Origin of the sequence: Castellaniella hirudinis (genome assembly GCF_047468865.1) — a bacterium.
GTDB lineage: Bacteria > Pseudomonadota > Gammaproteobacteria > Burkholderiales > Burkholderiaceae_B > Castellaniella > Castellaniella hirudinis_A.
Genome location: NZ_JBLGTV010000001.1, coordinates 363,131 through 386,967 on the forward strand (window position 1 = coordinate 363,131; position 23,837 = coordinate 386,967).

The 23,837-nt window shown below is 66.0% G+C and carries 21 protein-coding genes; 17 read left to right on the forward strand and 4 right to left on the reverse strand.

What is annotated here, in order from left to right:
* Positions 1–53 precede the first annotated feature (53 nt).
* The 3 genes from flhB to flhF are packed head-to-tail and all read left to right on the forward strand — an operon-like array spanning position 54 to position 5,772.
* On the forward strand, positions 54–1,217 hold the full coding sequence (gene flhB, locus ACMHYJ_RS01665) for a flagellar biosynthesis protein FlhB (protein ID WP_414244457.1): 1,164 nt from the start codon (positions 54–56) through the stop codon (positions 1,215–1,217).
* Positions 1,214–3,331, forward strand: a complete 2,118-nt coding sequence (gene flhA, locus ACMHYJ_RS01670; RefSeq protein ID WP_414244458.1) for a flagellar biosynthesis protein FlhA — start codon at positions 1,214–1,216, stop codon at positions 3,329–3,331. The genes flhB and flhA overlap by 4 nt, the downstream gene beginning before the upstream one ends.
* Entirely contained in the window at positions 3,328–5,772 is a 2,445-nt protein-coding gene (flhF, locus tag ACMHYJ_RS01675; RefSeq protein WP_414244459.1) for a flagellar biosynthesis protein FlhF, read from the forward strand. Before flhA ends, flhF begins: the two co-directional genes overlap by 4 nt.
* A 1-nt stretch (position 5,773) precedes the next feature.
* On the opposite strand, the gene ACMHYJ_RS01680 is transcribed toward flhF, so the two are convergent.
* The 3 genes from ACMHYJ_RS01680 to flgA all read right to left on the reverse strand — a co-directional run bounded on the left by ACMHYJ_RS01680 (position 5,774) and on the right by flgA (position 7,297).
* Positions 5,774–6,214, reverse strand: coding sequence for a flagella synthesis protein FlgN (locus tag ACMHYJ_RS01680; RefSeq protein ID WP_414244460.1), 441 nt, complete (start codon positions 6,212–6,214; stop codon positions 5,774–5,776).
* Entirely contained in the window at positions 6,211–6,495 is a 285-nt protein-coding gene (flgM, locus tag ACMHYJ_RS01685; protein WP_414244461.1) for a flagellar biosynthesis anti-sigma factor FlgM, read from the reverse strand. Before flgM ends, ACMHYJ_RS01680 begins: the two co-directional genes overlap by 4 nt.
* An 85-nt stretch (positions 6,496–6,580) precedes the next feature.
* The gene (flgA, locus tag ACMHYJ_RS01690) at positions 6,581–7,297 is read right to left on the reverse strand and encodes a flagellar basal body P-ring formation chaperone FlgA (RefSeq protein WP_414244462.1); all 717 of its coding nucleotides are present in this window, start codon (positions 7,295–7,297) and stop codon (positions 6,581–6,583) included.
* A 426-nt stretch (positions 7,298–7,723) separates the two neighbouring features.
* Here flgA and flgB point away from each other — a divergent pair, with 426 nt between their 5' ends.
* The 14 genes from flgB (at position 7,724) to ACMHYJ_RS01760 (ending at position 22,654) form a co-directional block, all read left to right on the forward strand.
* Positions 7,724–8,140, forward strand: coding sequence for a flagellar basal body rod protein FlgB (flgB, locus tag ACMHYJ_RS01695; protein WP_414244463.1), 417 nt, complete (start codon positions 7,724–7,726; stop codon positions 8,138–8,140).
* Between the two features lie 14 nt (positions 8,141–8,154).
* Positions 8,155–8,562 (forward strand): flagellar basal body rod protein FlgC, encoded by a 408-nt coding sequence (gene flgC, locus ACMHYJ_RS01700; RefSeq protein ID WP_414244464.1) that lies wholly within the window; start codon positions 8,155–8,157, stop codon positions 8,560–8,562.
* Between the two features lie 11 nt (positions 8,563–8,573).
* Positions 8,574–9,245, forward strand: a complete 672-nt coding sequence (locus tag ACMHYJ_RS01705) for a flagellar hook capping FlgD N-terminal domain-containing protein (RefSeq protein ID WP_414244465.1) — start codon at positions 8,574–8,576, stop codon at positions 9,243–9,245.
* An 80-nt stretch (positions 9,246–9,325) separates the two neighbouring features.
* Positions 9,326–10,567: a flagellar hook protein FlgE gene (flgE, locus tag ACMHYJ_RS01710; protein WP_414244466.1), complete on the forward strand. Its 1,242-nt coding sequence runs from the start codon at positions 9,326–9,328 to the stop codon at positions 10,565–10,567.
* A gap of 44 nt (positions 10,568–10,611) precedes the next feature.
* Positions 10,612–11,361 (forward strand): flagellar basal-body rod protein FlgF, encoded by a 750-nt coding sequence (flgF, locus tag ACMHYJ_RS01715; protein ID WP_414244468.1) that lies wholly within the window; start codon positions 10,612–10,614, stop codon positions 11,359–11,361.
* 31 nt (positions 11,362–11,392) lie between these two features.
* Positions 11,393–12,178: a flagellar basal-body rod protein FlgG gene (gene flgG / locus ACMHYJ_RS01720; RefSeq protein ID WP_322994687.1), complete on the forward strand. Its 786-nt coding sequence runs from the start codon at positions 11,393–11,395 to the stop codon at positions 12,176–12,178.
* Positions 12,179–12,183: 5 nt separating this feature from the next.
* A complete protein-coding gene (locus ACMHYJ_RS01725; protein ID WP_414244469.1) occupies positions 12,184–12,882 on the forward strand; it encodes a flagellar basal body L-ring protein FlgH in 699 nt (232 codons plus the stop codon).
* Positions 12,883–12,949: 67 nt separating this feature from the next.
* A complete protein-coding gene (locus ACMHYJ_RS01730) occupies positions 12,950–14,086 on the forward strand; it encodes a flagellar basal body P-ring protein FlgI (protein WP_414244470.1) in 1,137 nt (378 codons plus the stop codon).
* Between the two features lie 77 nt (positions 14,087–14,163).
* Complete coding sequence (gene flgJ, locus ACMHYJ_RS01735) at positions 14,164–15,126, forward strand: flagellar assembly peptidoglycan hydrolase FlgJ (protein WP_414244471.1); 963 nt, start codon at positions 14,164–14,166, stop codon at positions 15,124–15,126.
* A 354-nt stretch (positions 15,127–15,480) separates the two neighbouring features.
* On the forward strand, positions 15,481–17,739 hold the full coding sequence (flgK, locus tag ACMHYJ_RS01740) for a flagellar hook-associated protein FlgK (RefSeq protein WP_414244472.1): 2,259 nt from the start codon (positions 15,481–15,483) through the stop codon (positions 17,737–17,739).
* 26 nt (positions 17,740–17,765) lie between these two features.
* Complete coding sequence (gene flgL, locus ACMHYJ_RS01745) at positions 17,766–19,016, forward strand: flagellar hook-associated protein FlgL (protein WP_414244473.1); 1,251 nt, start codon at positions 17,766–17,768, stop codon at positions 19,014–19,016.
* 136 nt (positions 19,017–19,152) lie between these two features.
* Positions 19,153–21,069, forward strand: coding sequence for a methyl-accepting chemotaxis protein (locus ACMHYJ_RS01750; protein ID WP_414244474.1), 1,917 nt, complete (start codon positions 19,153–19,155; stop codon positions 21,067–21,069).
* Between the two features lie 2 nt (positions 21,070–21,071).
* The gene (locus ACMHYJ_RS01755) at positions 21,072–21,725 is read left to right on the forward strand and encodes a hypothetical protein (protein ID WP_414244475.1); all 654 of its coding nucleotides are present in this window, start codon (positions 21,072–21,074) and stop codon (positions 21,723–21,725) included.
* 116 nt (positions 21,726–21,841) lie between these two features.
* Positions 21,842–22,654, forward strand: coding sequence for a thioesterase family protein (locus ACMHYJ_RS01760; RefSeq protein WP_414244476.1), 813 nt, complete (start codon positions 21,842–21,844; stop codon positions 22,652–22,654).
* A gap of 22 nt (positions 22,655–22,676) precedes the next feature.
* On the opposite strand, the gene ACMHYJ_RS01765 is transcribed toward ACMHYJ_RS01760, so the two are convergent.
* Complete coding sequence (locus ACMHYJ_RS01765) at positions 22,677–23,588, reverse strand: DMT family transporter (RefSeq protein ID WP_414244477.1); 912 nt, start codon at positions 23,586–23,588, stop codon at positions 22,677–22,679.
* Positions 23,589–23,837 lie beyond the last annotated feature (249 nt).

The following is a 23,837-nucleotide window of genomic DNA, read 5'->3' on the forward strand; positions in this document are numbered from 1 at the left end:
GCCCGATCCCGCTACAATGTAGCCCCACCCATTGTTGCCGGTAATTTGCGTGCATGGCCGAGGATAGCGATCTCGAAAAAACAGAACCCGCCTCGCCCCGGCGCCTGGAAAAGGCGCGCGAGGAAGGCCAGGTCGTGCGTTCGCGCGAACTGGGCACGTTCCTGGCCCTGATCTGCGGCATCGCCTTGCTGTGGCTGAAAGGGGGGGCCATGTTCCGCACCCTCGAAGGCGTGATCTACAATGGCTTGTCCTTCGATCCCCGCCTGGTGCGGGATACGCAGGCCATGCTGGACAATGCCGCCAATTCCGCCTGGCAGGGGCTGTTTCTCGTGCTGCCGGTCTTCGCCCTGCTGATGGCGGTGGCGGTGTTTTCTTCCGTCGCGCTGGGGGGCTTGCTGTTGTCGCCCAAGGCGCTGGAACCCAAGTTCGAGCGCATGAACCCGCTCAAGGGCATGAAGCGCTTCGTGCAGCTGTCCACCCTGATCGAACTGATCAAAACCCTGGCCAAGGCGGGCCTGATCGGCTTCGTGGCGGTCAAGGTGCTGTCGGCGCACATCGACGAAATGCTGTCCTTGTCGCACATGGCCCTGTCCGCCGCCCTGGCGCGGGGCCTGGAACTGGTTGCCCTGTGCTGCCTGCTGGTGGCGTCCGCCTTGCTGATCCTGGTGCTGATCGACGTCCCCTGGCAAATTTACAACCATGCCAAGCAATTGCGTATGTCCAAGGAAGACGTCAAGCAGGAAAACAAGGACAGCGAGGGCGATCCGCACATCAAGGGCCGCATCCGTCAGCAGCAGCGCGACATGGCGCGCCGCCGCATGATGACGGCCGTGCCCGCCGCCGATGTGGTGGTGACCAACCCGACGCATTATGCGGTGGCCTTGCGCTACCAGGAAGGGCAGGGCGGGGCCCCCGTGGTGGTGGCCAAGGGGGCCGGCCTGATCGCCGCCCAGATCCGCCAGCTGGCGCAGGACAACCAGGTCGCCTTGCTGGAAGCCCCGCCCCTGGCGCGCGCCCTGTATCATCACGTGGATCTGGATCATGAAATCCCCGCCGCCCTGTATGCCGCCGTGGCCGAAGTGCTGGCCTGGGTCTATCAGGTGCGCACGTGGCAGCCCGGCTCGGGTACACTGCCGCAGGCACCCGGCGTTTTACCCGTCCCCTCCGAACTCGATCCGCAACACCGCGCTGATGCGGCTCACGTACTCGCTTCATGAACAGCTTCCTGGATTTCCTTAAAACACAAGGCTTCGGCCATGCCCGCCTGATGGCGGGGCCCGTCCTGATCATCATGGTGCTGGCCATGATGGTGCTGCCGTTGCCGCCGTTCATCCTGGATTTGCTGTTCACGTTCAATATCTCCCTGTCCATCATGATCCTGCTGGTGGCCATGTTCACCCGCAAGCCGCTGGATTTCGCCGCATTCCCTTCGGTGCTGCTGTTCGCCACCCTGTTGCGCCTGTCGCTCAACGTGGCCTCCACCCGGGTGGTGCTGATGCACGGCCACAAAGGCCCGGCCGCCGCGGGTCAGGTGATCGAGTCCTTCGGCCACTTTCTGGTGGGCGGCAACTTCGCCGTGGGGATCGTCGTCTTCGTCATCCTGGTGATCATCAATTTCATCGTCATCACCAAGGGCGCGGGCCGCATCGCCGAAGTCGGCGCGCGCTTCACCCTGGACGCCATGCCGGGCAAGCAGATGGCCATCGACGCCGATCTCAACGCGGGCCTGATTGGCGAGGACGAAGCCCGCAAGCGCCGGGCCGAAGTCTCCCAGGAAGCCGAGTTCTACGGGGCCATGGACGGGGCCAGCAAGTTCGTGCGCGGCGATGCGGTGGCCGGCCTCTTGATCATGGTCATCAATATCCTGGGGGGGCTGGTGATCGGGGTGGTTCAGCACGATATGACCTTTGCCGACGCGGGCAACGTCTACACCCTGCTGACCATCGGCGACGGGCTGGTGGCCCAGATCCCGGCGCTGGTGATTTCAACGGCGGCGGGCGTGGTGGTGTCGCGCGTGGCGACCGACCAGGATATCGGCCAGCAGATGATGGGGCAGCTGTTCTCCAACCCCAACGTGCTGTTCATCACGGCCGGCATCCTGGCCTTGATGGGGCTGATCCCCAATATGCCGCATATTGCCTTCTTGTCCCTGGCCGCCATCATCGGCGGCGGCGGCTGGATGCTGTACCAGCGCCAGCAGGAGGATCTGGCCACGGCGGCCAGCCAGCCCGACCAGGAACAGGTCGCCGCCGTGGCGGCGGCCTCCGAGGCCAGCTGGGACGATGTCTCGCCGGTCGATCCTCTCGGTCTGGAAGTCGGCTACCGCCTGATCTCCCTGGTGGATCACCAGCAAAGCGGCGAACTGCTGCACCGCATCCGCAGCCTGCGCAAGAAATTCGCCCAGGAAATGGGCTTTTTGCCGCCGGTGGTGCATATCCGCGATAACCTCGAAATCAAGCCCACGGATTACCGCATCCTGTTGTTCGGGGTCGAGATCGGCAAAGGCGTGTCGCAGACCGGCCAATGGCTGGCCATTGATCCCGGCGGCGTCACCAGCCCGGTGCAGGGCACGCCCACCAAAGACCCCGCCTTCGGCCTGCCGGCGGTCTGGATCGACGCGTCGATGCGCGAACAGGCACAGATTTCCGGCTACACCGTGGTGGATGCCGCCACCGTGGTGGCCACCCACCTGAACCATCTGATGCACCGCTACGGGGCCAAGCTGCTGGGCCGCCAGGAAACCCAGCAGTTGCTGGATCACATCGGCCGCGAAGTGCCCAAGCTGGTCGAAGATCTCATCCCCAAGACCATCACCTTGCCGCAGCTGCAAAACCTCCTGCGCAGCTTGCTGGACGAAGACGTGCCCATCCGCGACATGCGCACCATTCTCGAAGTCATCACCGAGCACGCGCCGCGTCTGGCGGGGCTCAACCCGGCGGGGACGGGGCCCAATCTGGACGAACTCCTGGCCCAGGTGCGGGTCGGCCTGGGGCGCGCCATCGTGCAGCACTGGTTCTCGGGGGACGAAGAACTGCGCGTCATCGGCCTGGATGCCCGCCTCGAACGCGTCCTGATGCAGGCATTGGGCAGCAGCGGGGCGCTGGAGCCCGGCCTGGCCGAAAACCTGCTGACCGAAACCCAGCGCCTGGTGCAGGAACAAGAAGATCGCGGGGACGCCCCCGTGCTGGTGGTGCCGCCCGTGCTGCGGGCGTCGCTGTCGCGCTTCCTGCGCCACCATCTGCCGCACATGGCGGTGCTTTCCAGCGCCGAAATCCCTGAAGAACGCATGATCCGAGTCACTGCGGTGATCGGCGGGAGCCCAGCACAATGAAAATCAGCCGTTTTGTCGGGGCCACCAACCGCGAGGCCATGCGCCAGGTGCGCCTGGCCTTGGGTTCCGAAGCCCTGATTATTTCCAATAAGCGCATCAATGGCGGGGTCGAAATCCTGGCCACCGATGAAACCGCCTTGCCCGATCTGGATCAGGCCGTCGCGCCGCCCGCGCCGCAGGCCGCGGCCGTGCCGCCCAGTCAGCCGCCCGCGCCGCAAGCCGCGGCCGGGCCGGCATCCCATGCGCCGGCGCCCGCTGCTTCGGCGGCGGCCGCGCCGGCGCCCCGGGCCCACAGCGCCATGGGCGCGTACAACCAAGCCGCCGCCCTGTCGCCGCAGGCCGCCGCCGGGCCGCTGGCCGACGACGCCCTGGCCGGCCTGATCGGCGACCTGAAAGGCTCCCTGGAAGGCCGCATCGACGAACTGCTCTGGGGCAATCAGCTGCGGCGCTCGCCCCAGGCGGTCACGCTGTTCCAGAACCTGCTGCGCTTTGGCTTCAGCACCACCTTGCTGCGGGCCATGATCAAGACCCTGCCCGAACTCTCCGGCACCCGGGCGGCCATCCAGTGGGCGCGCAACGAGCTCGTCAAGCACCTGCCGGTGCTGCCGTCCGAAGACGGCCTGTGGCAGCCGGGGCTGGCCCTGGCCCTGGTGGGGCCCACCGGGGTGGGCAAGACCACCACCATCGCCAAGCTGGCCGCCCGTTGCGTGCGCCGGGGCGGCCCGGGCAGCCTGGTGCTGTTGACCACCGACACCTACCGGATCGGGGCCCACGAACAGCTGAAAATCTACGGCCAGATGCTGCGGGTGCCCGTGCATGTGGTGCAGGACGTTCACGAACTGCGCCGGGTGCTGGATACCGTGCGGCCGGATCAGACCGTCCTGATCGACAACGTCGGCATCAGCCAGCGGGATCGCTATGTGGCCGACCAGGCCGCCTTGCTGGCGGGGGCGGGGCGGCGCGTCGAACGCCTGCTGGCGCTCAATGCCTCCAGTCACGGCGACACGCTGGATGAAGTGGCGCGGTCTTATGTGCGCGACGGCGGCACCCCCCTGCGGGGCTGCGTCGTCACCAAGATCGACGAAGCCTCCAGCCTGGGGGCGGTGCTCGATTGCGCCATCCGCTATCGCCTGCCGATCCATTATGTGTCCAACGGGCAGAAAGTCCCCGAAAACCTGCTGTTCCTGTCGGCCGCCGAGCTTGTCGACCGGGCCTTGGCCCCGATGCAGTCGGCCCGCCCGCAGTTTGCGCCCACCGAGGCCGATCTGGCGGCCCTGCTGTCCATCACCCAGCCCGAAGAAAGTCCGCAGCTGGCGGCGGAGCGCCGCCGCCAGCAGGTGTTGCTGCCGCAGCTGCTGACCCAGTCGGCGGGCGGGGATGCCCTGGGCATGGACGCGCTGCGGGCCGCCGTGACCCTGCTGGACGAAGACCCGGTGCTGTCCGAGGGCTACGACCTCTGGCACAGCCGGGCGCAGGGCGATTTGCCCGCCGCCGTCGACGCCATCGACCATCTGCGGCGGGTGGCGCAAGCGGCCGCGGGGGATGCGCGCGCGCCCCTGGTGGTTCATGATCGCCAGCCGCTGTCCTGGCAGGGGCGGCGCGGGGCCTGGGCGGGGGCGGCGTGGTTCGATGCCTCGGGCTGCCCTCTGGCGGCCGCGCAGCAGCAGGCCGGCATGGCCGATGGCTGGTACGCGCCGCAGGGGGCCAGCGCGCTGGCCCCTGCGGCGGCCGAAGTCCTGCTGGATCAGATCGCCCAGGAATCCGACGATGCGGCGCTGCCGCCGTGGCACGTCTTCGAGGGCGGCAGCCAGGCCCTGCTGCGCGCCCTCAGCGCCCAGGGGCGGTGCTGGGTCTCGGTGTGCGGGGCGCGCATGCGGGTTTACCGGGGCGATGACGCCTATGTGGCCTCGGCCGCCGCGCAGCAGTTGCTGCTGCAGCCGGTGCCCGGCGCGTGCTTCGGCCACCTGCGGGCCCCCGCGGGCCTGTCCGGCGACGCGGTCGCCTGGTGGGCCGGCCTGGGGGATGTCAGTCTGCGGGCACGCGGCGAAGCGCCGCTGCCTGTCCGCTTGCTGTGCCTGCGCGCGGTCAATCCGGCGGATGGGCGCGTCTTGCGCACCTGGCATGCCCTGCTGGGCGAGGCGGCGCCGCAGGATCATGCCATGGCGGCCCTGGCCGTGGTGTTGCGCCACGAATGCCACGCGGCCTGGCGCCTGGCCACTCCCTGGCTGGCGGATGCGAAATCGCGTGAACCGCTGCTGGATCGCGCCGTCCTGGCGGCCCAGTTGGGTTTGGCGGCCTGGCGCCTGGCGCAAGACCCCGCCCTGGCGGACGCGGCCCGCGTGGCCGCCCGGATGCTGGGCGGCCAGGATGGCCTGGGGATGCGGCAGTCGCCCGCCGCGTTGCTGAAACTGTATGCCCTGAAAGAACTGCTGGCCGCCTGATTTATTTTTTTGGCAGACGGCCGTGGGCGTCGTATAGATCCTGACCCATCAGCCCGCGCAGGGTGTCCAGCGCCTGCTGGTTGCGCTCGGCCAGCAGCTGGATGGTCTGGCCGTTGGCCTGGTTCAGGGTGCTGGCCTGCCCGGCGCGCTCGAACATGGCATCGAAGGCGGCCTGCAGATCGGGGTATTGGGCGCAAATGGCGGCGACGCCCGCGTGGTTGTCGGGCTGGCCCAGGCCATCCAGCGCGGCGGCCCGGCTTTGATCCAGCTCAGCCAGACGGCGGGCGTAATCTTTTTTACGGATGTTCAGGGCGCTCAGGGCTTCGTTGCTGGGGGTGCCCAGCAGCAGGTCGCCTTCGGCCTGCAGAACGTCGATGAATTCGTCCAGCAGGGCGGATTGCTCGTCCACGCAGCGCAGCAGCGCGTCGATGTGGCTGGTCATTTAAGCAGGTCGCGCACGCTGGCCAGCAGGCTGTCGGCGATGCGCCCGGCGTCGATTTTCAGTTCGCCGGAGGCCAGGGCATCGCGGATTTGCTGCACGCGCTCGGCGCGGACATCGGCGCTGTCGTCGTTCAGGGCGGCCAGTTGGCGGGCCGCCGGGCTGAGATCGACATCGGCGCGGTTCTTGGCGCCGCCGCCGGCCTGGGCGGGACTGCTGTCGTGGCGCGTGTTCCCGGGCACCCCATTGATGAGGGGGCTGGACGATGAGGTGTTAATTTTCAAGGCTCGTCTCCGGGTGATGGGGGCTGGGTTCAATCGGTGCAACCCAGGTTACGGCAGCGCCGCGCCAGTCTTTAGGGGGCGGGTGTCACATCATAACCTGAACCGTATGGGCGTCGACCACCGTGCCGGAGATGATCTGCCCATTGGGCGTGCGCACCTGGATCTGCGTCCCGGGGTTGCCGGATTCCATGGCCTGGCCCTCGCCCGACACCACGAAGCCCACCCCGCGCGCCACCGTGCGCACCGACTGGCCGCGCTGGATGGCGTTCGGGTCGCGCAGGGCGTTGGTTTCGATCACCCCCTGGGTATTGATATAGCGGGTGGTGATCCATCCCAGCACCTGGGCGGGATCGGTGATGGCCCGGCGCTGCCGCAGGAGATCGCCTTCGCGCTGATCCAGGTCTTCGGGGCCGATGACCGTCCCGCGTTTCAGGGCGTGGCGGGCCACGTAATAGGCCCCCGTGATGCGCACGCTGGCCTGCACGTACAGCGACCAGGGCTGGGGAGCCAGACAGCGCACCCCCACCGAGGTGCGGGATTTCAGGCCGCCGGAACCGGCCAGATGGACGTCCAACTGACCGCAGGCCGCTTGGTTGACGATGCGCGGGGGGGTCACCACGATGTGGGCCGTGCCGGGGTAGTCGGCGGCCCGGTCTTCAAGCAGAGCCTGAACCTCGGCCACGATGACGGCGGGATCCTGCAGCCCGGGGCCGGCCGCCTGGGCGCCCGCCAGCCCCGGCAGTCCAGCCAGGGCCAGCGCCGCCCCGCAGGCCCGCCCGGCCAGGGTTTTGCCCGCCGGCATCCGCCGGATCGGTGTCGATTTTGCCTGGGCAGGGATCCGTGGAACACTTGCCCGCGCAGGCCCCTGGCCGCGCGCGGCGGGCCGATCGGGCCTGGCTGGATCGGGCCGGGGGCGGCGAGGGGCGGGGAATAACGGGTGAATCGGCATTTGGATATTGTAAAAGATGAATCCCGCGCTTTGCGGATCGTTTTCAGGATAAATCTGCAAAATCAGCGAACTACCTGTAAACTAGCGGGGCCGTGGCAGGGGTTTGCCCGCGCGCCGAGGCACATCGCCAGAACAACCCTTTTATTTTTGCTTTGTTCCGGCGTTTGTGGCTTGCCGCCGCGCCTTACTATGTCACTGTACGACAACACCGCAAACGGTCTGGGATCATTTGGTGCAACGGTGGGTGCGTACTTCCATCAACCGTTTGCATTGCATGCCATGATCGACCCTATCGGCAAGGACTTCAGCTTTTACCAAAAAGCCCTGGCCCTGCGCCAGCAGCGGCAGGAAATCCTGGCGACCAACATCGCCAACGCGGACACGCCCAATTACAAGGCGCGCGACATCGACTTTTCCACCGCCTTGCGCCAGGCCACGGGGGCGGATCGCGGGGTGCCGCGCCTGCCGGACACGTCCCTGACCCTCACCTCCGCCCGGCACATCCCGGCGCAGGCCCACAGCGGCGGCCCCGCGCAAGAACGCTATCGCATGCCGCTGCAGCCCAGCCTGGACGGCAACACCGTCGAAATGGACGTCGAGCGCATCCAGTTCGCCGACAACACCGCCAAATACCAGGCGGGCATCCAAGTGCTCAACGGCCGCATCAAATCCCTGCTGGCCGCCATCCAGCAATAAACCCGGGGCTCATCATGTCTGTCTACAGCATATTCCAGATCGCCGGCTCCGCCCTGGCAGCCCAATCCGAGCGCATGAATGTCTCGGCCAGCAACATCGCCAACGCCGACAGCGCCGTGGGGCCGGACGGCCAGCCCTACAAGGCGCGCCAAGTGGTCTTCCAGATGACCCCCTCGGCCCGGTCGGACGCCGTGGGCGGCGTGCGCGTGGCCGCCGTGCTCGAAAGCAACGCGCCGCCCCGGCTGCAATACAATCCCGACAACCCCCTGGCCGATGCCCGGGGCTACGTCACCCTGCCCAACGTCAATGTGGTGGATGAAACCGTCAACATGATTTCCGCCTCGCGCTCGTACCAGGCCAACATCGAGGTCATCAATACCGCCAAATCATTGATGGCCAAGACCCTGACCATCGGCCAATAAGGACAGCCCCCATGACCACCGTCAACGACATCTATGGTTCCAGCGCGGCCGGCAGCGTGGCCAACGCCCAGACCAAGTCCCTGCTGGGCGACACGCAAGACCGCTTCCTGACCCTGCTGGTCACCCAGCTGCAAAACCAGGATCCGCTCAACCCCATGGACAACGCCGAGGTCACTTCGCAGATCGCCCAGCTGTCCACGGTGCAGGGCATCCAGCAGCTCAACAACACCCTGCTGGCCCTCACCGGCCAGATGGACATGTCCCAGTCGCTGCAGGCCGCCGGCCTGATCGGCAAGGACATTCTCTACCCCGGCGAAACTATCAAGGTCGGCGCCGACGGCGTCAGCACGCCGTTTGGCTACGACCTGATGTCCGGCGCCGAAAAAACCGTGGTCACGATCCGCGACGGCAGCGGCAATGCCGTCTACACCCGCGAATTCGGCCCCCAGGACGCCGGCATCTATCCGCTGAACTGGGACGGCAAGGACACCGCCGGGGCCGTGGTGCCCGAAGGCGCCTACACCGTATCGGTCGAAGCGTCCGACACCAAGGGCCAGCCGGTCTCCACCGAAGCCCTCACGGCGGGCAGCATCAACAGCATCGCCTACACGGCCGAAGGCCTGCGGCTCAACCTGCTGGCGGGCGGCAATATTTCCCTGCTGGATATCCGTCAGGTCATGTAGTTTTCGCGGGGCGGGCCGGCTGGCCGCCCCGGTTTTCCTATTCTCGAATCAACGCAGTACGCACCAACTAGAGGTCAATCATGGGTTTCGGTCAAGGTCTCAGCGGTCTGAACGCCGCCTCGCAAAACCTGGATGTCATCGGCAACAACATCGCCAACTCCGGCACCGTCGGCTTCAAGGCCGGCTCGGCCACGTTTGCGGACGTCTACGCCAATTCCCGCGTTGGCCTGGGGGTGCAGGTGGCGTCGGTCAACCAGCGCTTCACCACCGGGGTGGTGTCCACCACCGGCAACCAGTTCGACATGGCCATCGACGGGGCCAACGGCCTGTTCGTGGTCAAGATGCCGGGGGCCGAAACCCTGTACACCCGTAATGGGCAGTTTTTTGCCGACAAGAACAACCTGATCGTCAATGCCCAGGGGCAGCAGCTGATGGGGTACGGGGTGACCATGGACAACACCACCATCCCGCCCACGCCGATGCCCGCCATGGGGGGCGGCTTGATCGGCCTGACCGTGCCCATCGGCAACATCGCCCCCAATGCGACGTCTGAAATCAAGAACCAGCTGAACCTGGATGTGGACGCCACCCCGATCACCGCCGCTTTCGACCCCGCCGACGCCACCACTTACCACCGCGCCACGCCGGTCAATATTTTCGATTCCCTGGGGCAGTCGCACACGCTGACCCAGTATTACACCAAGACGGCGGACAACGCCTGGCGGGTCGATTACCGCTACCAGGCGGCGGATGGCACGACCCAGTCGCCCACCCCCGCCAGCGTCAATATGACGTTCGATGGCGATGGACGCCTGACCGCGCCCACCGCGCCGACGTCGTTCACCATCCCGACCGGGGCGACGGGTGTCGGCGGGGCCAATGCCCTGACGTACACCATCAGTTTCGACAAATCCACGCAGTTTGCCGGCAACTACGACACCAAGTTCACCCAGGACGGCTACGCGACCGGCCAATACGCCAGCATGTCGATCGACGCGGATGGCTCCGTGGTGGCCAACTACACCAATGGCGCCAAGCAGACCATGGGGTTCGTGGCCTTGGCCAACTTCAACAATCTGCAGGGCCTGCAGCCGGTGGGGGGCAACGCCTGGGCCGAAACCGCGGCGTCGGGCCAGCCGGTGGCCGGCACCCCGGGCAGCAACGGCATGGCCACCCTCAAAGGCCAGGCGGTCGAAGAATCCAACGTCGACATGTCGCAAGAACTGGTCAACATGATCATCGCCCAGCGCACCTACCAGGCCAATGCGCAAACCATCAAGACGCAGGATCAGATCATGCAGACGCTGATCTCCATGCGCTGATCGGCTTGTAAACCGGTCAAACCGCTCACACAGGTCAAGTCAGCATGGATCGCATCCTGTACACGGCGTCCAACGGTGCCGCCCGCATTCTGGAACAGCAATCGGCCATTTCCAACAACATGGCCAATGTGTCCACCACCGGGTTCCGGGCGCAGCTGGCGCAGTATCGTTCGGTGCCGGTGGTGCCGCACGCGGGCGAACTGCCCACGCGGGTCAGCACGGTGGCCGCCACCCCGGGCAGCCGCTTCGCGCAGGGGGCCATGGTGGATACCGGCCATGCCCTGGATGCGGCCATTGCGGGCGAGGGCTGGTTTGCCGTGCAAACCCCCGAAGGCGAAGCCTATACCCGGGCGGGCGAATTCGGCGTCAACCAAGAGAACCAGCTGGTTACGCAAACCGGCCTGCCGGTGTTGTCCAACGACGGCGGCCCCATCGAAGTCCCCGAGCGCGGCAGCATCACGTTTGCCACCGACGGCCAGATCAGCGCCCTGGGCGCGGGCGACAATCCGCGCGACATCCAACTGCTGGGCCAGCTTAAATTGGTCAATCCGCCCAAGGATCAACTGCAGCGCGGCGACGACGGCCTGTTTCGCCTGGCGGGCGGCCAGCCGGCCCAGGCCGACGAGGCCGTGCGCATCGCCCCCGGCTTCGTCGAGAAAAGCAACGTCAATCCGGCCGAGGCCATGGTGGCCATGATTGCCAACGCCCGTCAGTTCGAATTGCAGATGCAGGTGATCAAGAACGCCAGCACCAATGCCGAACGCGGCAATTCCATTCTTTCGGCGGCGGGCTGATGCCCGCTGTCTTTCAAGCAAGGTTTTTCTGATGATACGTTCTCTGTGGATTGCCAAGACCGGCCTGGAAACCCAGCAGACCGGCATGGATGTGATCTCCAACAACCTGGCCAACGTCAACACCACCGGCTTCAAGCGCAGCCGGGCCGTGTTCGAAGACCTGATGTTCCAGACCCTGCGCCAGCCCGGCGCCACTGTGGGCGCGGCCAATCAATTGCCGTCCGGCCTGCAGTTGGGCACGGGGGCGCGGGTGGTGGCCACCGAACGCATCCACAGCCAGGGCAACGTCAAGGAAACCGGCAATACCCTGGACGTCGCCATCAATGGCAGCGGCTTCTTGCAGGTCGAACTCCCCGATGGGACGTTCGCCTACACGCGCGACGGCAGCATGCAGCGCGACCAGAACGGCATGCTGGTGACGGCGGGCGGCTACCCCATCCAGCCGGGCATCAATATCCCGGACAACGCCCTGTCGATTTCCATCGCCCGCGATGGCACGGTGTCCATCACCCAACCGGGGGCCGTGGGCACCAATGTCGAAGTCGGCCAGTTGCAGCTGTCCACCTTCATCAACCCCACCGGCCTGCAAAGCCAGGGTGAAAATCTGTACGTGGAAACCGATGCCTCCGGCCCGGCCAACGTGCTGCAGCCGGGGCTGGACGGCGCGGGGGTCCTGCTGCAGAACTATGTGGAAACCTCCAACGTCAACGTGGCGGAAGAACTGGTCAACATGATCACCACGCAGCGGGCGTTTGAAATGAACAGCAAGGCGGTGCAGACCTCCGACCAGATGCTGGCCCGCTTGACCCAGCTGTAATCGGGATGCGCATGAAGGGCTTGCGACGAATCGCCGGAATCGGGGTGGCGCTGGCCACCCTGTTGTTGTCCGGGTGCGCCCTGGTGCCGCCCGAACCCATCGTCACCGGCCCGCTGACCGCGCCGCCGCCGGCGCAGCTGCCGCCCGCGGCGGTGGCCAATGGGTCCATCTACCAGCCGACGGCCTATGGCAACTATCCCCTGTTCGAGGATCGCCGGCCGCGCAATATCGGCGATATCGTCACGATCGTGATCCAGGAAAAAACCAATGCGGCCAAGAGCGTGGACACCAGCACGGACCGCAGCGGCAGCGCCAGCATGGGCATCACCCTGGCCCCCGCCATTCTGCCCACCGACCTGGGTCCCAAGCAGAACTTTGAAACCAGCAGCGGCAACGCTTCCCAGGGCAAGGGCTCCAGCAGCGCCACCAATGTGTTTTCCGGCACGCTGACCACCACGGTGGTGGGGGTGCTGGCCAATGGCAACCTGCAGATCGCGGGCGAAAAACAGATCGCCATCAATCGCGGCAGCGAGTACGTGCGCTTTTCGGGGGTGGTGGACCCGCGCTCCATCACCGGCAATGGCACGGTGGCGTCCACCCAGGTGGCGGATGCCCGCATCGAATACCGCAGCAAGGGCGTCATGGATGAAGTCCAGACCATGGGCTGGCTGCAGCGCTTCTTCCTGAATATCGCGCCGTTCTGATGTCGTGTACCGGCGGCGGCGCGTTTGAAAACTGGGGCTTCGTTCTTGAAATGACAGGGCTGAATCAATGATTTCTACTTTTTTGCCGGGGCTTGTTCGCACCGTGCTGGCGCCGCTCCTGGTGGCCCTGGGGCTGCTGTCCGTGGCGCTGCCCGCCCAGGCCGAGCGCATCAAGGATCTGGCCTCCTTCAGCGGGGTGCGGGAAAATCCGCTGGTGGGCTATGGCCTGGTCGTGGGCCTGGACGGCAGCGGCGACCAAGTGCGCCAGACGCCGTTCACCCAGCAAAGCCTCACCAACATGCTGTCCCAACTGGGGGTGACGGTGCCCCAGGGCACCAATATGCAGGTCAAGAACGTGGCGGCGGTCATGGTCACCGCCCGCCTGCCGGCCTTTGCCCAGCCGGGCCAGAGCCTGGACGTGGTGGTCTCGTCCATGGGCAATGCCAAAAGCCTGCGTGGCGGCACCTTGCTGATGACGCCCCTGAAGGGGGCCAACGGCCAGGTGTATGCCTTGGCGCAGGGCAATCTGCTGGTGGGCGGGGCGGGGGCCTCGCAGGGCGGGGCCAGCGTGCAGGTCAATCAGCTGAACGGCGGCATCGTCCCCGACGGGGCCATCGTCGAGCGCGGGGTGCCCACCACCTATGTGCAAAACGGCACCGTGCAGCTGGAACTCAACACCAATGACTTTGCCGTGGCGCAAAACGTGGTGGCGGCCCTGAATCGCCGGTTCGGGGCCAACACGGCCACGGCGCTGAATGGCCGTTCCATCCAGTTGCAGGCCCCGCTGGACCCTAAATCCCAGCTGATGTTCCTGTCGCAAGTGGAGAACCTGCAGGTCAGCCTGCCGCCGGCACGCGCCCGGGTGGTCATCAACGCCCGCACGGGCTCGGTGGTGATGAACCGCACCGTCATGATCCAGGAGGCCGCCATTGCCTACGGCAATCTGTCGGTCACCATCAGCCCGCAGCAGCAAGTCAGCCAGCCCGACACCCCGTTTGGCGGCGGCGAAACCGTGGTCACCAACAATACGGATATCCAGCTGCGCAGCGACAATGGCAGCGTCAAGCACGTGGCCACCAGCGCCAACCTGGCCGACGTGGTGCGCGCCCTGAACAGCCTGGGGGCCACCCCGCAGGATTTGCTGTCGATCCTGCAGAACCTGAAAAGCGCCGGGGCCCTGCGCGCCGACCTGGAGGTCATTTAAGTCATGGCCGGGCATCATCTTCTTGGCCGATTTGCCGTGCGGCGGGCCTGGCACTGCCGTCCAGGGGGGATTTGATCATGGCTTTTCAATCGCACAGTCCTTTGCCGTCTTTTGGCGGCGACCCCTCCGCCCTGGATTTCAGTAGCCTGAACACCCTGAAGCGCGGGGTGCAGGCCAACCCGCAGTCCGCCGAACAGCAGCGCCAGGTGGCGCGGCAGTTCGAGGCCATGTTCATCCAGCTGCTGATGAAGCAGGCCCGCCAGACCAGCCAGCAGATGCCGTCCCTGTTCGATTCGCAAACGTCGCGTCTGGTGCAAAGCCTGTCGGACGAACAAATGTCCTTGGCGTTGGCCGATCCCGGGATCGGCCTGGCCGACGCCCTGATGGCGCAGATGCAGGGCGGGGTGCTGAACAAGCCCGTCGATCCGCTGGCGAACCCGCCCGAGGCCGCCCGGTCGCGCCTGCCGGGGCTGCAGTCGCGCATCGGCCAGGGCCAGGCGGCGGAATCCATCACCGCCCTGATTGATTTCCTGGGCCGCAAGGGCGCGGGCCAGACGGTGCGCGGGGCCATCCGGGGGGCGCCCGCCCACATCCGCGATTTTGTGGATCAGATGGCCGTGGCCGCCGATGCGGCCGCCCGGCGCAGCGGCGTGCCGGCCAAATTGATCCTCAGCCAGGCGGCGCTGGAATCCGGCTGGGGGCAGCGCGAAATCCTGCACCCGGACGGCCGCGCCAGCCATAATCTGTTCGGCATCAAGGCGGGCAGCCGCTGGCAGGGCGAGGTGGTGCGGGTGATGACCACTGAATACGTGGACGGCCAGCCGAAAAAAATGCAGCAGACTTTCCGCGCCTATGATTCGTATGCGGATTCTTTTGCCGACTACGCCGATTTGCTGGGCAAGAGTGAGCGCTACAGTGATGTCGTGAACGCCCGCACGGCCGAAGACGCCGCCCGCAAGGTTCAGGCCGCCGGCTATGCCACTGACCCGTCCTACGCCGATAAACTGATCAGCATCATGGGCTACTTCAACGCCAGATAGGCGTTTGTCCGTGGATGTGTGCAGGCGGCGGGTTTTTGCGCCGCTTTGTTGGGTCTTTGACGGGAGGCAGGTTCTTTTGAAAGACTGCAGGCTCTTTTGTGGGATTTCATCGTTGCCTGCCGGGGGCGGGGGGCACAGGTCGTGATTTGGCGGCTGCGCCGAGGATGTTGATGCGGACTCCAACAGTGCCCCCCGCCCCCGACAGGCAACGATTGACGCAAAGATAGGCGCTGCGGGGTTTGCATCCTCCCGATTTGCGTCGCTAAATTTCCCCCCCCATCTGCCGTTACATGAACAGTAGAATGTTCCTGGGGTGTCGATCCGGCATTCCATCAACCCACAGGATTGCAGCATATGAATTTGGCAAATCTGGGCAAGGCCGGCCTGCTGGTCGCCCAAAACCGGCTGGCCACGGCCGGGCACAATATCAATAACGCCGCCACGGCGGGTTTCAACCGCCAGACCGTGCTGTCGCAGACCGCCGGGGCCACGCCCACGTCGGCCGGCTGGATCGGGCGCGGCGTCATGGCCGTCAGTGTGCAGCGTTCATATGATAATTTCCTGTATATGCAGCTCACCGGCTCCATCACCAAGGGCGCGGCGCTTAAAACCTATGGCGACCAGGTCGCCCAGGTCAACAACCTGTTCGCCGACCGCACGGTGGGGATTTCGCCCAATATCCAGCAGTTCTTCAATGCGCTGGAAGCCGTGGCCACGGCCCCGGCCGACGTCGCCGGGCGACAGGAACTCCTGGGCCGCGCCAACAGCCTGGCCACCCAGGTGCGCGACGCCAATGCGTTTCTGGACGACCAGCGCAAAAACGTCAATACGCAGATCACCACCACGGTCACTCAGGTCAACAGCTACCTGGATCGCATCCTGGACATGAACCGCCAGATCACCACCGCGCAGGCCACCAACCCCGGCCAGCCGCCCAACGATCTGCTGGATCAGCGCGACCAGCTGGCGGCCGAATTGGGCCAACTGGTGGATGTGCAGGTATACGAGCAGGACGGCCGCTTCAATATCACCATCGGCAATGGCCAGACTGTGCTGGGCGGGGATTCCGTCTACCATCTGGACGCCCGCCCGTCGGCCGCCGACCCCAGCCGCACCGTCATCAACTACACGGTGCCGGGGGGCGGCGGCACGCCGCTGCTGGTGGAAATGCCGGACAAATACTTGACCGGCGGCAAGCTGGGCGGGCTGCTGACCTTCCGTTCGGACGTGCTGGATGTCAGCCAGAACGAACTGGGCCGCATCGCCCTGGGCATTTCCATGACCATCAATGCCCAGCATATGCAGGGCTACGATCCTTCAGGCGCAAAGGGCGGGTATTTCTTCACCAACAACAATGGCGTCACCGGCGCGCAGGCGCAGGCAGTGACGGGCTATGCAAACGCAGCCAAGGCGCAGGCGGCGACAGGTAACGCCAGCAGCCCCGGGGTGCCCATTGTCACTGTCACTACTCCTTCACAGGTGCCAGGTCAAGCCTATAAGGTGACCTATGATGCGGGCACAAATGAATACACGCTAGTTAAACTCCCCGAGGCCAGTCCGCCCGTTAGCCATTCTTTTGGTTCGGGTAGCGATACCGGCTCTTTCGATGGGGTGAACTTTGATTTCAGTGGGTTAAGCCCCGTGCCCAATGATGGCGATTCGTGGCAGGTCCAATTGAGCAAGAATACGCCGGTTGTCACCGTGACAGACCCGGCGCGAGTGCCTAATCAAGCCTATAAAGTCACGTATGACGGGACGAACTATACGGTATCCAAGCAGCCTGAAGCCGGCGCGACCGGCGGGACCTCCACGCCTGCTCCGGGGCCTGTCATTTCTTTTGACGGGGTCGATTTCGATTTCACCGGTGCCGGGGCTGTCTCTGGCGATTCCTGGGACGTCCAACTGGTCAGCCCCCCTTTGGCCAAGGTCATCGGCGATGAAAAAAATGTGGCGGGCGCGGGCAATCCCGTGGCGTCCATCCAGGATGTCTCCAAACTGACCAACCAGGATTACCAACTGAAGTTCGACACGGCCAGCAGCACCTACAGCGTGACCCGAATCCCGGAGGGCACGGCGCTGGGCACCATCGCCGCAGGCGACAAGGCCACCTTCGACGGGGTGGAAATCGACACCGCTGGCATGGCCCCCGGCGATGGCAATACCTGGCTGATCCAGCCCACGCGGGCGGCGGCGGGCGAGCTTCACGTGGCCCTGTCCGATCCGTCCAAGTTCGCGGCGGCGGGCTGGGATAAGGACAACAATGCCCCGGCGGGGTCAGCCAATGGCAACAATGCCCTGGCTCTGGCCCAGTTGCGGTCGGCCAAGACGCTGGGCGGCCTGCCCGGCAGCACCACCGGCACCATGGATTTGAACGAAGCCTATTCGCAACTGGTCAATGGCGTGGCGGTCAAGACCCAGGCCAACACCACGGCGCAGAAGGCCCAGGAAACCCTGATCCAGCAAAACTATTCGGCGCAGCAGGCGGTGTCCGGCGTCAATCTGGACGAGGAATACATCAATGTCCAGCGCTTCCAGGAACAATACCGCGCCGCCGCCCGCCTGATCGACACCGCGTCCACCCTGTTCGATACGCTGCTGGCCCTGCGCAGCTGATTCACCCCGTCTTAAAGGTCACCATTATGCGCATCAGTTCCAGCCTCATATTTCAGACGGGCCTGAATACCATCAACGCCCAACAGTCCGATCTCATGCACTTGTACCAGCAGATCGGCTCCGGGCAGCGCATGGTCACGGCGGCGGACGACCCGCTGGCCGCCGCCCAGGCCATCAATCTGTCGCAGGCGCAATCGCAAAACCTGCGCTATGCCGACAACCGCTCGGTGGCCACGCGCAACCTGGCCACCGAGGAAGACGCCCTGAACACCTTGACCCTGCTGCTGCAGGACGTGCGCACGCGCCTGGTGCAGGCGGGCAATGGCACGCTGTCGGATTCGGATCGCCAGTCTCTGGCCGATGTGCTGAAAAACGCCCGCAACACCGCCCTGGGGATTGCCAACACCACGGACGGCAACGGCCAGTACCTGTTTTCCGGGTCGCAGGGCTCGCAGCCGGCGTTCGGCGACGATGGCGTCTATCACGGCGACGGCATGCAGCGCCTGATCCAGGCCGATGCCACGCGCCAGATTGCCGGCGGCGATGTGGGGTCGGATATTTTTCAGCGCATGCAGCCCGGGACGCTGGCCTACACCAGCGCGGCCACGGGCAACGGGGCGGGGGATAACCAGGGCACCGCCGTGCTGGGCGCGCCCTATATCGCGGATCGGGCGGATAACCCCGATGCGCGCTATTCGTTTGAAGTGACGTTCACTTCCGCCACCGACTACACTGTCGCGGTTCAGGATATGTCCACGACTCCGGCAAGCCCTGTACCTCCGCCGCCGGGGTCGCCTTTCACCCTGGCGCCCGGGGCGACGGAGCTCGATCTGGGCTATGGCACCAAGGTTCGGGTATCCGGCACGGCGGCGCCGGGCGATACCTTCGAGGTCGCCCCCCTGAAAACCCAGAACGCCAATATGTTCGCCGTTTTCGATGATCTGGTCGCAGCCCTGAACGCGCCGTCCCAGGGCGATGAATCGGCCACCGCCCAGCTGCGCAACGTGCTGAACACCAGCATGCAGCAGTTCGCCTCCGCCTACGACAATGTGCTGACAGTGCGCTCGTCCGTCGGCGCCCGCATGAACGAGCTGGAAGCCCTGGACAACAGCGGCGCCCAGCGCAACCTGGGTTTCCGCCAGGCGCTTTCGGGTCTGGAAGATCTGGATTATTATGAGGCCACCACGCAACTGAGCCTACGCAAGATTGCCCTCGAAGGCGCAGGCCTTGCGTTCCAGACCATCCAAAGCCTCAGTCTGTTCAACCTGGGCCGATGATGGCTTGCTTGTTGTAATACCCCGGCCCGCTATCGCGGGCAGGCGCATTCTCGATAAATAGGGCCTACAAGGCCCTATTTTCGTCAATAAAAATCAGCAGGCGCATGGCATGCTGAATAAAAACCAGAGAGGTGACATGAAATTCCGTATTCCCAGACTCCCTCGGGTGTCTTTGTCCTTGCGTACCCGCCTGACCCTCATGGTGGGCGTCCTGTCCCTGCTGACTTTTCTGGCGGTTGGCAGCGCCTGGTTCGTGCAGCAGCAAAGCCAGCGCACGATCGCGCAGTTGACCGCCGTGGGGGTGCAGGCCAATTCCGATGTCAAGAACGCCCTGATCTACGCCCAGCAGGCAACCACCCAGGTTGAAGGCGCCCTGGGCATCGCCAATGAAAAACAACGCCTCTGGGAACTCGACCAGGCGGAAAAGCTGCTGAAACGCTCGCAGGATCACATGCAGGCCATGCTGGCGGCCAACCTGCTGACCGGCTCCCAGGGAGAATCCCTGCAGCACATGCTGGATGCCGCATTCAAAGACTACTGGACGCAGGTGGGCCAACTGCGCGACCTGGCCGCCAAGCAGGACGCCAAGGGCTTCGAGGCCGTCAAGCGCGGCCGCCTGCGCGGCGCGGCGCGGGGGATGGATCGGGTGTTCGGGCAGTTCGACAAATACATCACCCAGGACAGCGAGGCTTCCCGCCAGGATCTGATCCGGCAGTTCAACTGGGCCAACTACGGCTCCATCGGCCTTTTGGTGGTGGCGGTGATCCTGGCCCTGTTCGCTTACCGCACCCTGATTCGCACCGTGCTGCGCCCGCTGCAGGGGGTGGGGCGGCATTTGCAGAAAATGGCGGGCGGCAACCTGGATTTGGAAATCTATCCGCGGTCGCATGACGAAATCGGCCAATTGCTGTTTGGCCTGAAAGACATGCGCGAGGGCCTGGAATCCTTGATCCTGGGCGTGCGGGGCCGCATGAGCCAGATGACCAGCGGCACGCGGCGCATTGCGGCGGGCAACCAGGACCTCAGCAGCCGCACCGAGCAGCAGGCCGCCGCCTTGCAGCAAACCGCCGCCAGCATGGAAGAACTCGCCAGCACCGTGAAGCAGAATGCCGATCACGCCCAGCAGGCCAACCAACTGGCCAGCACCGCGTCGCAAGTGGCTTCCAAGGGCGGCGAGGTGGTGGGCGAGGTCGTCCAGACCATGCAGGGGATTTCCGGCAGTTCGCAGAAAATCGCCGATATCGTGGGGGTGATCGACAGCATCGCTTTCCAGACCAATATCCTGGCGCTCAACGCGGCCGTCGAGGCCGCCCGCGCCGGCGAACAAGGCCGCGGCTTTGCCGTGGTGGCCGCCGAGGTGCGCGCCCTGGCCCAGCGCTCGGCCGGGGCGGCAAAAGAAATCAAAGACCTGATCGACGATTCTGTGGGCCGCGTGCAGGCGGGTTCCGACCAGGTGAACCGCGCCGGTGAAACCATGCAGGAAATCGTCCAGGCCGTGACCCGCGTGTCCGACATCATGAGCGAAATCACGGCCGCCACGGTCGAGCAGTCCTCGGGCATCGACCAGGTCAACCTGGCCATTGCCCAGATGGACACCGTGACCCAGCAAAACGCCTTGCTGGTGCAGCAGGCGGCCTCCGCCGCCTTGTCGCTCGAAACCCTGACCGATGAAATCGGCCAGTCGCTGGGGGTCTTCCAACTGAGCGACCAGGCGCTGGCCTCCATCGCCACCGAGGCGGACGACGATGCCGCGCTGGCGGCGGACACCGCGCCGGCCGCCGGCCTGTCCGCATCCAGTGCGCCGCCGCAGGCGCCCGTCCCGCAGGCTCGCCATCTTTCGGCGGCGCCGGCCTCGGCCCAGCCAGCCGCGGACGCCGCGCGCCGCGCCGCGCCGGCTTCTGCCGCTGAAATGCCGCCTGCCCCGGCGGGTCGCCCGGGCCAGCGGCCCGCCGCCACGCGCAGCCTGTCCGAACGCCTGCCCGCCGACCGGCGTCCGGCCGGCCCGGCCGCCGCCCGAACCGCATCCGACACCGACGACTGGGAGGAATTCTAATCATGTCAAACACAGGGCAATCCAGGTTTTCCAGCTTGGCCCGGCCTGTCTTGAAGGCCGGCCTGGGGCTTGCCCTGGCTGCTTTGGCTGCCTGCTCCGTCACGGGCCGGGGCTTGTCCAGCAGCGGCCTGAATCAGATCGTCGAAGGCCGCACCACCATCGAACAGGCGTCGATCGACCTGGGCGCCCAACCCACCGATATCTGGCGTCAGGGCGACACCACGCTGGCGCGCTGGGCCTACCTGGGCAGTCTGGCCTATAACGCGGTGTATGTGCAGCAGGAAGTCTGGCTGCGCTTCGGCCCGGACGGCACATTCCAGCGCATGGAAAACAGCATCAACATTCCGCCCATGCACCGTCCCCGCAGCGCGGCGCAGGCGGATGCGGATGCCCGGGCCCGCCAGGCCGCAGCGGCGTCGTCGGGCGTTGCGCCGCCCCCAGCCGCAGCGGCGGCGTCCGCCACGCCCGCGCCGGCCGCTGTCCCGGTTGCTTCCTCGGCCGATCCCAACCTGCCCGCCTCGGACGGCACCATCACGATCCCGGGCAATGGCCCCGGCGCGCCCGGGCTGAACCCGGCGGGCGGCACCCAGCCGCTGTTGCCCAGCGGCACGAAAATCGTGCCGGGCGTGACCTATCCCCTGTCCGAAAAATCGTGACCGCCCCGCGCGTGGCCGCCGGTTTCCTGTCCGGGTCGCCGTAGCGCCCCGGCTTGCCTTGCCCCTGCGTCAAGCCGCTACACTGCGGGCAGTTCAACAAAAGGTTTTCCGTCATTATGCCGATCACACCGAATCGACACCTGGGCCACGACCACATGGCCTATCCAGCGGCTTATTACGTGCGCGAGGCGGCGCATCGGTTCGTTTCCACCCTGCATTCGCAAGGGGCCTGGCAACCGGGCGAGCAGCACCTGGCGCCGGCCGCCGGGCTGGTGCTGGCCGAGGCCGAGCGCCGCCTGCCCAGCGACAAGCTGATCTCCCGGGTCTCTTTCGACGTGCTGGGGGTCATTCATTCGGGGCCGTTCACGGTCGATGTGCGCATGCTGCGGCCGGGCCGCTCCATCGAACTCATCGAGGCCAGCATGCGCCATGGCGATCAGATCAGCGTGCAGGCCCGGATCTGGCGTCTGGCGGCCAGCGACACCACCTCGGTGCAAGGGCTCGAATGGACGGCCCTGCCCGCGCCGGAGGCGCTCGACCCCGTCACCATGTCGACGATCTGGGAGGGCGGGTTCATCTCCACCCTGCAGGCCCGCCGGGGGGCGGACAATCGGGCCGGGCGCGGCCGGTCGTGGCTGCGCACGGACATCCCCCTGGTCGATGGCGAGGCCGACCCCCCGGTGGCGGGCTTCGCCAAGCTGATCGACACGGCCAATGGCCTGGCGGTGCGCCAGCATCCCGAGCAGGTGTTTTTCGCCAATGTCGACCTGACCGTGCATTTCATCCGCCAGCCCGTGGCGGGGTGGGTGGGCTTCGATACCCGGGTGACCTTCGGCCCCACCGGCCTGGGCGAGACTTTTTCGGTGTTGAGCGACGCCCAGGGGCCGGTGGGCACAGCGGCCCAGAGCCTGACGCTGCGGCTGCGCTGAACCCGATCCTATCTGCGGGTGTTTAGCGGATTTCCGCCCGGATCACGATGGCCAGGCCCAGCAGCAGGGCGGCTAGGCCGATGTAGGCCAGGGCGCCCGGGCGTTCGCCCACCACTACGATGGCCAGCAGAAACGCCGTCACGGGTTCCATCAGGGCCAGCGACACCCCGCTGGCGGCGCTGATGCTGCGCAGCCCCGTGGTGAACAGCAGGTAGGCCACCCCCGTGGCGGCCACCCCCAGAAACCCGATCACCAGCCAGCCCGACAGGGTGATCTGCAGGGCGCCCGCCTGCAGGCCCGCGGCGGGCAGGGCCAGCACGGCCCCCACGGCAAACACGCCCAGCGTCGTGACGGCGGGGGACGAGCGGTGCACCAGCTGCTTGTTGAGCAGGGCATAGAGGGCGTAGGTCAGGCCCGAGGCCAGACATAGCAGGATGCCGATGGGGTCGGCCTGCATGGCCGTGCTGCGCCCCAGCACCAGCAAGACCCCGCCGGCCACGGCGATCAGGGTGCCCAGCCACCAGTGCGCGGCCGGCCGGGTGCCCGCGGCCACTTGCAGCAGCCCCGCCCAGATGGGGCCGCTGCCCAGCGCCAGGGCCGTGCCCACGGCCACCCCGGTGATTTTCACCCCGGCGAAGAACGTCAAGTTATAGGCGGCCATGCAGGCCCCGGCGATGATGGCGTGCCGCCACCGCAGGGTGGCGAGCTCCTGCCCCAGGCGCGGCGGGCCCAGCAGCCAAAGGGCGTAGGCCACGAAGAACACGGCCGCCACCAGCAGGCGCAGGGCGCCGACCCAGTAGGGCGACAGGGAATCCGGTGAAAAGCTTTGGGCCGTGCCGGTGGTGCCCCACAGAATGCCGGCGCCCAGCACCAGCAAGGTGCCTGCCAAGGGACTGGCCAAACGCGTGGTGGCCGTGCTGGAAGGTGTTTTCATGTCTGGGAAAATATCGACGGGCGCGGCCGGCGGGGCCGCCGGAGAACCGGCCAGGGGGCAATCCCGTAGTGTATCAAGGCCGCGCGTCGGGCGGCGCGGGCGCCGGCCGTGCAAACGGCGGGATTGACGTTTGGCGGGTAGATAACTAATATCTTAGTAATAAATCCGATGTCGGCAGTCCGGCTCCGCTTTTTCCCGGCGCCGGGCGCCGCCATCCATGTCCATGTCTGTCGATCGAATGCCAAAGAG

Excerpts from the sequence above, each read along its gene's own strand:
- flhB (WP_414244457.1), top strand. The coding sequence starts at position 54 with ATGGCCGAGGATAGCGATCTCGAAAAAACAGAACCCGCCTCGCCCCGG.
- flhA (WP_414244458.1), top strand. The coding sequence starts at position 1,214 with ATGAACAGCTTCCTGGATTTCCTTAAAACACAAGGCTTCGGCCATGCC.
- flhF (WP_414244459.1), top strand. The coding sequence starts at position 3,328 with ATGAAAATCAGCCGTTTTGTCGGGGCCACCAACCGCGAGGCCATGCGC.
- ACMHYJ_RS01680 (WP_414244460.1), bottom strand. The coding sequence starts at position 6,214 with ATGACCAGCCACATCGACGCGCTGCTGCGCTGCGTGGACGAGCAATCC.
- flgA (WP_414244462.1), bottom strand. The coding sequence starts at position 7,297 with ATGCCGGCGGGCAAAACCCTGGCCGGGCGGGCCTGCGGGGCGGCGCTG.
- flgB (WP_414244463.1), top strand. The coding sequence starts at position 7,724 with ATGATCGACCCTATCGGCAAGGACTTCAGCTTTTACCAAAAAGCCCTG.
- flgC (WP_414244464.1), top strand. The coding sequence starts at position 8,155 with ATGTCTGTCTACAGCATATTCCAGATCGCCGGCTCCGCCCTGGCAGCC.
- ACMHYJ_RS01705 (WP_414244465.1), top strand. The coding sequence starts at position 8,574 with ATGACCACCGTCAACGACATCTATGGTTCCAGCGCGGCCGGCAGCGTG.
- flgE (WP_414244466.1), top strand. The coding sequence starts at position 9,326 with ATGGGTTTCGGTCAAGGTCTCAGCGGTCTGAACGCCGCCTCGCAAAAC.
- flgF (WP_414244468.1), top strand. The coding sequence starts at position 10,612 with ATGGATCGCATCCTGTACACGGCGTCCAACGGTGCCGCCCGCATTCTG.
- flgG (WP_322994687.1), top strand. The coding sequence starts at position 11,393 with ATGATACGTTCTCTGTGGATTGCCAAGACCGGCCTGGAAACCCAGCAG.
- ACMHYJ_RS01725 (WP_414244469.1), top strand. The coding sequence starts at position 12,184 with ATGCGCATGAAGGGCTTGCGACGAATCGCCGGAATCGGGGTGGCGCTG.
- ACMHYJ_RS01730 (WP_414244470.1), top strand. The coding sequence starts at position 12,950 with ATGATTTCTACTTTTTTGCCGGGGCTTGTTCGCACCGTGCTGGCGCCG.
- flgJ (WP_414244471.1), top strand. The coding sequence starts at position 14,164 with ATGGCTTTTCAATCGCACAGTCCTTTGCCGTCTTTTGGCGGCGACCCC.
- flgK (WP_414244472.1), top strand. The coding sequence starts at position 15,481 with ATGAATTTGGCAAATCTGGGCAAGGCCGGCCTGCTGGTCGCCCAAAAC.
- flgL (WP_414244473.1), top strand. The coding sequence starts at position 17,766 with ATGCGCATCAGTTCCAGCCTCATATTTCAGACGGGCCTGAATACCATC.
- ACMHYJ_RS01750 (WP_414244474.1), top strand. The coding sequence starts at position 19,153 with ATGAAATTCCGTATTCCCAGACTCCCTCGGGTGTCTTTGTCCTTGCGT.
- ACMHYJ_RS01755 (WP_414244475.1), top strand. The coding sequence starts at position 21,072 with ATGTCAAACACAGGGCAATCCAGGTTTTCCAGCTTGGCCCGGCCTGTC.
- ACMHYJ_RS01760 (WP_414244476.1), top strand. The coding sequence starts at position 21,842 with ATGCCGATCACACCGAATCGACACCTGGGCCACGACCACATGGCCTAT.
- ACMHYJ_RS01765 (WP_414244477.1), bottom strand. The coding sequence starts at position 23,588 with ATGAAAACACCTTCCAGCACGGCCACCACGCGTTTGGCCAGTCCCTTG.